Raw genomic sequence first — 11869 nt, forward strand, 5'->3', positions numbered from 1 at the left:
CCGGCGCCACTAGCGTGGCGGCCCTGATCTGGCGAGATCTGGTCGGCGTTCCAGCGGCGAGGAGGGAACCGGTTCCGAACGATGGACGAACTGATTCAGCATCGCACGGCAGCTCCGGTAAGGCTACGGTTTGTCCTGAAAGATGCGGTTGCGGCCTGGGCGGTGCCGGTCGACACGCCGTTGATCGACGTGCTGTCCGTGGTCCTGCCCGCGCTCGACCCGCAGGCCGGCGACCACGGCACCGGCCATGACGGCTGGATCCTGCAGCGGCTCGGCGGGCCGCCGCTGGACGAGGAACGCACCCCCGCCGACCTCGACCTGCTCGACGGCGAGACCGTGCACCTGCGACCGCGTTCCGACGCGCTTCCCCCGATCGGCTACGACGACCTCGTTGACGGGCTCGCCGAGCAGGTCGGGCAGCACCGTGGTACCTGGACACCGGCCCGGCTGAGGGCCTTGCTGCTGACGTTCGGCGGGCTGGCCGTGCTGACCGGGCTGCCGGTACTGGCGCTGGGCGGGCCGGCGGCGTACCGGGCGTTGGCCGCCGCCATGGCCGCGCTGGTCCTCATCGGCGCGGCGGGCCTCGTGAGCCGGGCCGCGACCGACCCGGTGGCGGGCACGCTGCTGGCCGGCTGCGCCACCGCGTACGCCGCCGCCGCCGGCTGGACGGTGACCCAGTGGGCCGCGCCCGGCACCTCGTGGACCGTCACCGTCTCGGCGGTCTGCCTCTGCGCGCTCGCCGCGGTCTGCGCCGGCTTCGCCGCGGTAGCCGACGGCGCACTGCTGTTCACCGGTGAGATCACCGCCCTGCTGCTGACCGGCACACCGGCCGTGGTCGCCGCCGCCGGCGGGTTCGACACCCAGCGGACCGCCGGCACCGCCCTTGTCATCACACTGGCCGTGATGATGGTGCTGCCGCTGCTGGCGTTCCGCCTCGGCGGGCTGACGCTGCCGATGATGCCGCGCCGACCGGAGCAGCTCTCCGACGACATCGACCCGATCCCGTACCGGCTGGTGGTGGAACGCGGCAACGCGGCCGTCGGCCACCAGTCGGCGCTGTTGATCGGCGTCGGGGTGGCGCAGGTGCCGCTGGCCGCGTTGCTCGTGCTGCCCGGTGGCACCTGGCCGAGAGTCCTGGGCCTGGTCACCGCCGCCCTGCTCCTCCTGCGCGCGCGCCACCTGACCACCGCCGTCCAGCGCTGGACGGTGCTGGTCCCCGCGACCGTCCTCATCGTCCTGGTGCTGCTGGACTGGAGCAGCGAGCAACCGTTCTATTTGCGAGTCGCGGCGCTGCCGGTGCTCGCCACGATCGGGCTGGCCTTCCTCGCCGCGAGCACGGTCCTACCCGGGCGACGGCTGCGGCCGTACTGGGCGCGGGCCGCGGACATCCTCGAGCTGGTCGTCGCACTCGCCGTCCTGCCGGTGCTCGGCGCCGTGATCGGTGTGTACGCCGCGATCCGGGCCTGGGCCGGCTGACATGCGGTCGCGCAGGGACCAGGTCCAGGCTTACCTGTTCGAGGCCGGAAGGCTGATCGGCGCACTGATGAAGGGCCGCCCGGACGGCGACGACCCGCCACACCGGCGGTTCACCATCGGGACGGCCGTAGGGCTGCTGCTCACCGTACTCATCGCGGCCGGTTTCGGGATCTACGGGCTGCTGCGGCCCGGCGGCAGCGACCAGTGGCGCCGGCCCGGCTCGATCATCGTGGTCAAGGAAACCGGGGCGCGGTACCTGCTGCTCGGCGACGAGCTGCGGCCGGTGCTCAACTACACCTCCGCAGCGCTGATCCTGCAGACCACCGCCCCGGTGCGGTCGGTCTCACGCAACTCGCTGACCGGAGTGCCGATCGGGGCGCCGGTGGGAATCCCGGACGCGCCGGACGCGGTGCCGACCGGCAAGCAGCTCTACCGTGGCGCGTGGACGGTGTGCACCCGGCCCCCGTTGGACCGTACCAAGGCGGCACGTACCACCCTGGTGCTCGACCGCATCACGGGCCGGGATCCGGGCGCACTCCTGGTGTCCACCCCGGACAACGCGCTGTACCTGCTGTGGCAGGGCCGCCGCTACCGCCTCGCCGGTGACCAGGGCCGGGTCGCGCTGGGGTACGGCGGAGTGCCACCGGTACGGGTCACCGAGGCGTGGCTCAACCCGGTCGACTCCGGGCGTGACCTGGTCGTGCCGGAGGTCGCCGGGCGCGGTCAGCCCGGGCCGGTGGTCGCCGGCACCCCGTCGCTGGTCGGGCAGATCTTCGAAGTGGCGAACCCAGTCCTCGCCACGCGCGAGCTCTACCTCGCGCGGACCGACGGGTTCGCACCGGTCAGCCGTACGGTCGGGGCCTTGCTGCTGGCCGACCCCGCCACCCGGCGCGCCTATCCCGGATCGGCCCCGCGGCCGATCCCGACGGACGCGGACGCGATGCACGCCGCACCGGTCCTCGACACCGGCGAGTACGTCATCGGCTTCCCCGCCGAGCCGCCGCCCATGGTCAACGACCTGCGTGGGACCGTTCCGTGCGTGCGGCACAGCGTGACCGCCGGCACCGTACGGTCCGAGACGCTCGCGGTCGCCGACACCGCGCTGGAACGGGCCGTCACGGTGCCCGCCGACCCGGGCGCGGCCGGTCTGGCGGACGAGGTGGTCATGCGGACGGGCAGCGGGATGCTGTTGCGCGACCGCCCGGCCCCCGGCGCGGTGCCCACCGGCGTCTACCTGGTGTCGGAGTTCGGGGTGAAGTTCCCGCTGCCGGACGGCCCGGCGGCCGACTCGCTCGGCTACTCCGGCGTGTCCCCCACGGACGTGCCTCGCGAGTTCCTCGCCCTGCTGCCGACCGGGCCGGCGCTCGACCGCGACGCCGCGCTCACCGGTCGGACCTGGGGCCGCTGACCGCGTTCACCGCCGGGCGGCCGGCTGCGGCGTGCCGGCGTCGCCGAGCAGTACGTCGACCTCATCCGGTGCGAACGTGGTCCGCGCACGCTGCTGCGGGGTGAGTCGGGTGACGAGTCCCGCCAGCAGCGGCAGGACGGCGGGCGGCGGCGGTTCGCCCGGCAGGCCGACCAGGATGGTGAGCCGCGTGCCGTCGGTCGGGCGACGGCGGACGCCGTCGCTGCCGCTCCCGGGCTGCGGCGACCGCACCCACAGGCCCCACGCCGTCGGCTCCACGACCCAGCCGTCGCCGAGCCGGTAGGCGTCGCCGTCCGCGGGCAACCCGGCGACGACCGCCGGGGGCGCCACCGGGACCGGGGGCTGGCCCGGCGCGCACCGCAGTCGCGGCACCGGCGGAATCCACCAGTCCCGGCCGTCGGGGTCCACGGCGGCGGACACCATCCGGTGTTCGTCGTCCAATGTGGGCACACCGGTCGCCACCTCGACCGGGCTCCCCCACCGCTCGGCGAGGTCGGTCGCGAGGGTGACGACCAGCGACAGCGGTACGCCGTACGGCGCCAGTAGCACCGACGGATCGAGCGCGTCGAGGACGGTGAGGACCGCCCGCGGGTCCGGCGGCGCGAGACCGGGGCGGCCGACCACCACCACGGCTCGCGCGGGATCCTGCGGGACCGCGTACACCGGGTCGTCGTACGAGACCGGCGCCGGGCCTGCGGTCTGCCGGTGCAACCACAGCCCCGCCGGGACCGACCGCGCCCGCAGGGCGCCTCCGGTGTGCCGGGCGACCGTGTCGACTTCCGGTTCCCAGGCCGGCCGAGGGTGGCGCAGGCCGGCCGGGACGGACGGCCCGGACTCGCCCGACCGCCGCCAGCCTCGCACCGCGTACAGGGTGCCGCCGGGCACGAGCAGCACCGGTCCGTCCGGGGCGTACACATCGGCCTGCACCTGCCGGGACAGGGCGGCGGCTGGGGACGCGTCGCGGTCCGGTGTGGTTCCCGGCGCGAGCGCGGTGCCGGCGCCGGAGATGCCCAGACGGACGGTCGTGCCGGGCTGGACCAGCGCCGGCAGGGCTTCGGTGACGGCCGCCCAGTCCTCCGGCCCGGCGACCTCGCCGACGACCGTGACCACGCCGGGCTCGGCGGGTAGCTGCGCGGCCGCGACGGCGACGGCGCCGCCCGGGTCCGGTCCGACCACAGCGAGACCGTCGGCCAACCAGCGCAGGGAATGGGAGGGTGGCCGGCGCGGCCCGGTGTAGGGGGCTGCGGGCGGTGACATCAGGGGCGGGCCGCCGGCGGGTCCGTCCAACGGGACTGGTCGGGCGTCATACAGACGACGACCTTGGATCGGCGTGGTGTACGCCGCCAGGGGTGGGCATCAGGCGATGATAGGCGTTCGATGTTTCCCGTACGCGACCGGCGACTGAGAGTTTGTTGAACGGTTAACGGGGCGGGGTCGACGCGGCGGTGTCCCGGCGTACCGTCGCCGCTACGACCAGCGCGCCGTCGGAGGCCGTCACGCTGAACCTCTCCAGCCGGTCCATCGGGACCGGGCACGCACCCGTGATGTCCTGGGCCTGCTCGGTGCCGGTCACGCCGGCGATGTCGTAGCTGTTGCCTTCCACGTCGGTGACGTAGAAGCGGTAGCTCCGGCCCGGCTCAAGACCCGACACGGTGGCCCGCACGGCGGCGTCACCACCGCCCGGCGACACGGTCACCGACAGGACGGCGCCGCTGGCGCTTCCCCCGGAGTCGGCCACCAGCGCCACCGGCGGCGGCCCGAACAGGACCGACTGGCCGAGCGAGGCGCCGACGGCCAGCAAGACCACCAGAACCAGGCCACCGGCGGCCAGCAGCGGCTTGCGGCGCAGCCTGCCGCCGGAACGCGATGTCGGCCGAGTCGAGCCGGGTGCCCGGGGCGCCGGGCGCCGGTTGGCGCCGTCGCGCGACGGCGAGGCGGACGCCGTTGCCCGACGCGCGCTCGTGTGCGCCGCCGGGGCGGCTGACGCGACGACCGGCACGCCGAAGTCCGCGACCAGCTCGCGCCGGTCCGCGTCCCCCAGAACGGTCAGCGAGAGCACGGCGTCGCCGAGGATCTGGCTCTCCTCGAGACAGCCGGCGCAGTGGGCGAGGTGCTCCTCCACCGCCCACTGCTCACTGCCGTAGATCCGGCCGGCGACGTAGAGCGCGATCTTGCCGCGCATCTCCGGCTCGTCACATCCCATGTCGCCCATTGGGCATCAAGTCCTCATGTTCCTGGTCGTCCCCCGTCCGCACATCCTTCTGCCACCTGGAGAACGAGTGCGGCCGGGTGGCGGTTCAGTCGTGAAGATGTCATCGTCCGCCGCTCGGTGGAGACGGTGCCGGTTCGGGATCACCAGCCGGTTCGGCGCCGACCGGCCGGTCACCGGGGGTGCCGTGCGGGCGGCGGGCGGATCGGCGCAGTCGGATGACCAGCAGCGCACCGGCAACCAGCGCGGCCAGCATGGTGAGCAGGATGGCGATCTGCGTGACCGTGCCGACGCCGCCGGCTTCGCTGGTGGTGCCAGGCGACTCCGGCGGCACCGGCTCGGTCTCGTCCGGCAGGTCCTCGATGACCGCGGCCTCGGGGTCGACCATGCCGTGGCCGTAGGGGCTGCCGGCGGGCGTGCCGCCCATCTCGTCCGCGGTGAGCACGATCCGGCGGGCGACCTGGACCGCTGACAACCTCGGATGGGCGGCCCGAACCAGCGCCGCCTCCCCCGCGGCCAGTGCCACCGCGTACCGCGTACCGCTGCCGACGAATCCCTTGGTGCCGGTGATACCGAGGCTGGCGATGTTGACGCCGGGTGCGACCACGTCCACGGTGTCGGTCGTGTACTCCTCGGCCGCCTTGCCGTCGGCGCTCACCCCGCCGACCGAGAGCAGGTACTCCGGCAGCAGTGCCGCCGCCCCGGCGTTCTCGGCACCGGCCGGCGCGCCCGCGACCACCACGATATCGCGGGAGAGGGCCTGGTCGATCGCCCGCCGTACGCCCTCGTCGGTGACCTTCACGTGGTCGCCCAGGGCGATCACGGTGGCGCCGGCGGAGGCGGCCACCTCGATCGCCGCGGCCTGGTCGGCCGGGCCCACCGGCTCACCATCGGTGACGATCCGGATCGGCAGCACGACCGCGTCGGGCGCGATGCCGGCGAAGCCGCCGCCGGGCGGGGCGGCCGCGGCGATCAGGCCGGCCATCGCGGTCCCGGTACCCAGGCAGTCGGTGTCGCCGCGCCGGCCACCGGTGACGATGTCCGCGCCCTGCGCGACCCGGCCGGCGAGCTGCGGCAACCGTCCATCCACACCGGAGTCGACCACGGCGACCATCTGACCGGCCCCCCTGGTCCGCGGCCACACCCGATCCGCGGCAAGCCGGGTAGTGGCCCAGGTAGACGGGTCACTCGCGACGGTGGCGGCCACGCACTTGCCGCCGGGCCGCGACACCGGCGGCGGGTCGACCGCGCCGGGACCCACCGGCGGGGTTCCGGGTGCCGTGGGGGCGGACGGGGACACCGACGAGGCGGACGGGGCCGGTGGCTGCGTCGGCAGGATGCCGTACTGCACGCCGGGTCCCACGGCGTCCCAGGGCAGCACGATGTACCACCCGGGAGTCAGCCGGTCCGGGGTGGTCAGCTCCTTCCCATCCGGCTGCTTGCGGCCGCTGTTGAGATTGAACAGTTCCCCCGCCCGCCCGGCGTCGCCCAGGTAGCGCTCGGCTATGTCGGCCAGGGTCTGCCCATCGCTCGACCCGCTCGCCGTGACCGTGGCATAGAGGACGTACTCGTCGGCCGTGGCCGTGGCCGGGACTGCCGGCGCCAGTACGGCGAGCAGCGCGGCCACCAGGCCGGCTACCACCCACCGGCGCGTGGATCGGAGCGTCACCGCGGCCTCCTAGAGCGCGAAGTCACGTTTCACCAGTTCCTCGTGCAGCGCTCGCAGCGCATAGAACGTCCGGGACTTCACCGTCCCCTCGGGAACGGACAGGTTACGTGCCGCCTCGGCGACCGAGCTCTCCCGGAAGTAGATCTCGATCAGGGCGCCCCGCAGCCGCTCCGGCAGCGACGCGAGCGCCTCCCGGACGGTCCGCGCGTTCAGCAGCCGATCGAAGTCGTCCTCGGCCACCTCACGGTCCTCGATGCGCTCGTCGAGGACCTCGGTCGACCGGCCCTGTGCCGACCGGATGTGGTCGATGGCGATGCGTCGGGCGACGGTCAGCAGCCAACCCCGGCTCCACTGCCCGTCGGCCGTACGCGCCTCCGGATGGTTCCAGGCGCGGACCAGGGTTTCCTGAAGGATGTCCTCGGCCAGTGCGCGGTTGCCCATCAACATGCGCGACAGGTAATTGAGCACGACCGGGCCATGGGTCCGGTACGCGACCCGCAACGCCTCGTCGTTCGCCGGAGGGTGCGACAACTCCCCGGACGCCGCGTGCGCGGTGACCTGATCCACGGGAACCATAACGACGCCGCCGAATGCCGGGTTCACGGAAGGTGACACCGTGCGGGTATATCAAAGGTCCATTGCGGACCGCCTACCTGCGCAAACCCTTTTCGAAGTCGGTTTGTGTCATTGATCACAGCGGTGCCCGCGAACCGCGCACGACCGTCGCGGCAGCCAGCACCCGGCCACCACCCGCCTCACCCACACTCAGGTAGGCGAGGTCGTCGACCGGCACCTCCGCTGTGCCCGACCATCGGACCGGACCGGCCGCACCGGTGAACTCGCCGAGCAGGTTCAGATCGTCGTCCGCCGTGGCCGCGTACACCTGATATGAGGCGCCCGGGGTGAGGCCGCCGACGGTCAGTTCCACGCCCAGGCCGTCCGCCTCGCCGCGCAGGACCGCACGCAGGGTGACCTCGTTCGTCGAGCCGGTGGTCGCGGTCGCCACGACCGGGGCCCGGGTGTCCGCCTGGGACCACACGTATAGGACGGCGCCGGCACCCAGGGCCACCGTGAGGACGACCGCCGAGGCCGCGTACGCCGGTGACCAGCGGCGAGGGCGGCGGTGCGAGTGCGGGCCGATGGAGAGTGGTCCGGTGGCGGGGCGGGGTGGGAGGTAGCCCTCCTGCCGGGACGCGGGACGGCTCGGCCGGTACAGGACGACCGGGGCGATGACGGACGGGTACGGCTCGGCCGGCGAGAACGGCCGCGCGGGGCGGCCCTGCTCCGGGCGGGCATTCTCGATGGACCGCGACGCCGGTCGCTCGACGAACCACGGACCCGGTCGCTCGATGGGCTGCGGCGCCGGTCGGCCGATGAACGGCGCCGATCGCTCGACGAACCACGGCCCCGGTGGGTCGATGGGCTGCGGCGCCGGTCGCTGAGCGGCGCCGGCCAGGAACGCCGTCTGCTGACGCGGAACAGCCGCACGCCAGTATGGACGGACGGCCTCGGGCGCCGGCCGCTCGGTGGCATCGGCCGAGACCGCCCGGCGCTGCAGGGGCACGACCGGGGCTGGCGGCCGGCGGGCCGGGACGGCCGCCGGGTCCGACACCAACCGTGCCGCTTCCCGCAGAGCCGCGCCCGCGACCGGGTACGACAGCGGCCGCGCCGGAGCGGCTGCCCGGCTCGGGGGCGGCGGGGCGGGCACGGCGGGTCCGGCCGGGTGAGATGCCAACCCCGCCGGGTCTGTGCCCGGGCGCGCCGGAGGGCTGATCGGGTGAGGGGCCGGACGGTTCGGCACGCTGGCAGGCAACGGCCGCTGCGGTGCGCCGGGTGCGCCGAACAGTTGGGCTGGCGGGCGGAGTACCAGCGGTGCGGCGCCGGTCGCGGAAGAGGTGGACATCTCGTACGGGAGGTTGTCCGAAGCGGACCGCAGGACATCGAGCATGTCGACAACCCGGGCGATGTCGTCGCGCTCGGATTGGCATGACGGGCAGTCGCTCAGGTGGCGTGCCACCTCCGAGCGTTCCGCGTCGCTAACCCGGCCGATGGTGAGAAGTCCCACCTTCGCCCGCATGACGGCGTCCTCGCAGAACACCTCAGTCACCCCGTCCCGACACATCGCCGGCGTCCCAGCCGGCGTCGCCGCTGACCGGCCAACTGACGTCCAGTGCGCCGCCGATGAGGCTGAGGATGCCGGTACGGCCAAGCAGCCCGTCCACCGCGATCGCGCACTCGTGCGCCGGCCGCAGCGCGACCCGCTCGGCTGGCGGTGCGGCCGGGGTTACCGGCTCCACCATCCGCCGCAGCCTGGCCAGCCGGTCGGCGAGATCCGCCGCCAGCTCACCGATGGCAGGTGCCGGGTCGGCCTCGTGTGGCGTGCCGGTCATCGTCTCTCCCCCGCGACCGCCTCGAGGTCGCGGCGCGGCGGTGCGGCGGGCGCCCGCAGGTCCGCGACGATGTCGTTCAACGCGTCGTCGAGCATCCGGGCGTAGATGTCGAACCCGACGAGCAAGGCCTGGAACCGCAGAGGGGACATGCGCAGCCGTTCGGGGTCGAGCCGACCAAGATGGACACGCAGCCGGTCGACCTGCTCACCGATCTCCACAACGGCGGCCCGGCATCGGTCGGCAACATTGCCCTCGCCGGATGAATACGGTGTAATTCCGCTCATAACGCCTCCACACTCAGGAGTTCACCATGGAAACGAAGGCCAAGGCTCGGCTGTTCACGATCCGAGCCACGGATCGCGGAAACGTGCCCGCGCTCCTGGCCGGGGTGGTGTTCACGCTGCTCCTGATGCCGGGTCCGGCGATCCGGTCGGACGCTCACGCCGCCGTAGCTCTCTCCGCCGTGGCTCCCTCGGCCCTGGCCCTCGCCGCCATGACTCCCTCCGCCATGGCTCCCTCGGCCGCGGCTCCCTCGGCCGCGGCCCAGAAGTTTTACGTCGTCGGTGATCCGGTCGACGGCCAGCGCGAATTCCTCTTCGCGATCGCCGCCCAGGCGCTCGGCGACGGCAAGCGCTACCGCGAGATCTTCGACCTCAACCGGGGACGGCCGCAGCCCGACGGTCGCGTCATGAGCGACCCGACGGTGGTCGAGCCCGGCTGGATCCTGCTGCTGCCCGACGACGCCCGCGGCCCCGGTGTCCGCACCGGGGCGCTGCCGTCGGTACCGCCACCGGCCGCTCTGCCGCCTGCCGGCACCCCGGCGCCACCCGCCGAGGCCCGGCCGCAGGCCGACGAGGGCGGCGTGTCCTCGAGTCTGCTCGCCACCCTGGCCGCTCTGCTGCTGGCCGCGCTGGCCGCGCCACTCCTGCTGCGTCGCACTCGCCGCACCCCGGCGCCAGCCGGTCCGTCCCTGAAGGTCGCCCCGAAGCGGCGTGGCCGCAAGACCAGGACGGACGCCGTACTCCACGTGGTCGGCATCGCACCGGCCCCCGCCGCATCCACGGCCACCCCGCCAACCGCGACGGTCACCACCGAGCTACCGCTCGTCGCCGCGCCCTCCACAGCAGACCCGGCCCCCGAGCCGCCGGTCACCACACGCCCCTCCGCCGCGCCCGTGGCCTCCACCCTCCCAGGCCCCGTGGGCCCTGGCGCACGGCCGCCCACACCGCCCCGGCTCCCGCCCGCCGACACCTCCGGCACACTGCCGGTCACCCCGCATTCGCCCGCCACCATCCCGCCCGCCGGCACCATCGGCGCGCCTTCGGACACCGTGGCGGCGTCCGCCGCGCCCGCTCCCACCATGTCCCGGCTCAGCCAGCCGCCGCTGCCCAAGACTCCGACCGGGCCAGCGCCGGCACCCGCCGCGCCGACACCCGCCGCGCCGACACCGGCAGCGCCGGGACCAGCAGGGCCGGAGGCGGCAAATGCCGAACCAGCAGGACCGGAACCAGCAGGACCAGTGGCGGCAAATGCCGAGCCAGCAGGGCCGCAGCCAGCAGGGCCAGAGGCGGCAAATGCCGAGCCAGCGGGGCCGCAGCGAACAAGAGCGGAGCCAGTAGGGCCGCAGCCAGCAGGGCCAGAGGCGGCAAATGCCGAGCCAGCGGGGCCGCAGCGAACAAGAGCGGAGCCAGTAGGGCCGCAGCCAGTAAGAGCGGAGCCAGCGGGGCCGCAGCCACGACCCATCGCGCCGCAACCCGCGCCGCCACCGACCCCCGCGACGCAGATCGCCTCCCCGCGGCCCGTCGGCCCTCCCCCGGCCGCCGTACCTCGGCCCCTGACACCGCTGGTGCCCGCCACTCCACCGACGCGCGTGTCCCTCCCGATCGCCGCCGCCCGCCCGACGCCGGTACCCGTGCCTCGGCAGGCACCGGACGACCTCCCGGCCTCCACCGCCCGGCTGATCCCGGTCGAGTCGCCGGAGCCGGCGGCCGAACCCGCGCCGGTCATCGAAGGTCACGCCGCCGGACCGGAGGAGGAGGCGCCGGCACCGGTGGTCACCGGGCTTCGGCGCGCCATCATGCTTCCCGCCGGCGACCTGCAACGCGTCGCCGGCATCGGGTCCCTCGCCGCGACCGCACCGGGCTGGTTCCCGCCCCTTGTCACCAACCTGTACGTCGGCACGACATCGGCGACCGTCCGGCTGGTCGGGGCGCGACCAGCGCGTTGGGGTTCGGCGTACGGATGGCTCGAGGAGGGCTGGCGCCCTCCACCGTCGAGCGTTCCGATCGTGCTCGGCGAGCACGACGGCCGGCGGCTGTGGGTCGATCTGGCTGCCGCTCCCGACGTGCTCACCCTTGGCGGCGACGAGGGTGCCTGCCGGCGGCTGGGCGTACGGCTGCTCGCGCAGCTCGCCCCGGCGGTGGACGTCGTCGTGATCGGCGACGTCCTCGGCGCTGAGCCGCTGCCGGAGCGTGCCCACCGCCTGGCGTCCGTTGGCGAGCTGGGGGGACTGGAGCCGGCAGCGCTGCGGGTGGTCTTCTGCCCGGGGACGTCGGCAGGCGCCCTGTGGCGGGAGCGCCGCTCGCTGGCCGCGTCCGGGCACCGTACCGTCCCGGTGGTGATGGGCGAAGCCCCGCCGGCTCGATGGTCCGTACACGCGATGGCAGAAGGGCCGGCAAGATGATGCGACGCACCCGCAC

11 protein-coding genes are annotated in these 11869 nt (G+C 74.2%); 3 read left to right on the forward strand and 8 right to left on the reverse strand.

All coding sequences use genetic code 11. From position 1 onward, the window contains the following. Positions 1-81: 81 nt before the first annotated feature. Together eccD and eccB are read left to right on the forward strand one after the other, a co-directional pair. Entirely contained in the window at positions 82-1476 is a 1395-nt protein-coding gene (gene eccD / locus AB0J90_RS24965; protein ID WP_363599647.1) for a type VII secretion integral membrane protein EccD, read from the forward strand. Between the two features lies 1 nt (position 1477). Continuing rightward, positions 1478-2884 (forward strand): type VII secretion protein EccB, encoded by a 1407-nt coding sequence (eccB, locus tag AB0J90_RS24970; protein WP_363599649.1) that lies wholly within the window; start codon positions 1478-1480, stop codon positions 2882-2884. A 6-nt stretch (positions 2885-2890) separates the two neighbouring features. Here the strand turns inward: eccB and AB0J90_RS24975 are convergent, their stop codons facing one another. The 8 genes from AB0J90_RS24975 to AB0J90_RS25010 all read right to left on the reverse strand — a co-directional run bounded on the left by AB0J90_RS24975 (position 2891) and on the right by AB0J90_RS25010 (position 10197). Beyond that, a complete protein-coding gene (locus tag AB0J90_RS24975) occupies positions 2891-4078 on the reverse strand; it encodes a hypothetical protein (protein ID WP_363599651.1) in 1188 nt (395 codons plus the stop codon). A 244-nt stretch (positions 4079-4322) separates the two neighbouring features. Further along, entirely contained in the window at positions 4323-5105 is a 783-nt protein-coding gene (locus AB0J90_RS24980; RefSeq protein ID WP_363599653.1) for a hypothetical protein, read from the reverse strand. A 109-nt stretch (positions 5106-5214) separates the two neighbouring features. After that, on the reverse strand, positions 5215-6780 hold the full coding sequence (locus tag AB0J90_RS24985; RefSeq protein ID WP_363599655.1) for a S8 family serine peptidase: 1566 nt from the start codon (positions 6778-6780) through the stop codon (positions 5215-5217). Positions 6781-6789: 9 nt separating this feature from the next. Further along, the gene (locus AB0J90_RS24990; RefSeq protein WP_363599657.1) at positions 6790-7347 is read right to left on the reverse strand and encodes a sigma-70 family RNA polymerase sigma factor; all 558 of its coding nucleotides are present in this window, start codon (positions 7345-7347) and stop codon (positions 6790-6792) included. A 124-nt stretch (positions 7348-7471) separates the two neighbouring features. After that, positions 7472-8344, reverse strand: coding sequence for a hypothetical protein (locus tag AB0J90_RS24995; protein ID WP_363599659.1), 873 nt, complete (start codon positions 8342-8344; stop codon positions 7472-7474). A 535-nt stretch (positions 8345-8879) separates the two neighbouring features. Then, positions 8880-9170, reverse strand: a complete 291-nt coding sequence (locus AB0J90_RS25000) for a hypothetical protein (protein ID WP_363599661.1) — start codon at positions 9168-9170, stop codon at positions 8880-8882. Further along, positions 9167-9454 (reverse strand): hypothetical protein, encoded by a 288-nt coding sequence (locus AB0J90_RS25005; protein ID WP_363599663.1) that lies wholly within the window; start codon positions 9452-9454, stop codon positions 9167-9169. Before AB0J90_RS25005 ends, AB0J90_RS25000 begins: the two co-directional genes overlap by 4 nt. Beyond that, positions 9451-10197 (reverse strand): hypothetical protein, encoded by a 747-nt coding sequence (locus tag AB0J90_RS25010; RefSeq protein ID WP_363599665.1) that lies wholly within the window; start codon positions 10195-10197, stop codon positions 9451-9453. The genes AB0J90_RS25005 and AB0J90_RS25010 overlap by 4 nt, the downstream gene beginning before the upstream one ends. Positions 10198-11040: 843 nt before the next feature. On the opposite strand from AB0J90_RS25010, the gene AB0J90_RS25015 reads away from it, so the two are divergent. After that, a complete protein-coding gene (locus AB0J90_RS25015; RefSeq protein WP_363599667.1) occupies positions 11041-11853 on the forward strand; it encodes a hypothetical protein in 813 nt (270 codons plus the stop codon). Positions 11854-11869 lie beyond the last annotated feature (16 nt).

It is taken from the genome of Micromonospora sp. NPDC049523, from assembly GCF_040676775.1.
Classification (GTDB): domain Bacteria; phylum Actinomycetota; class Actinomycetes; order Mycobacteriales; family Micromonosporaceae; genus Micromonospora_G.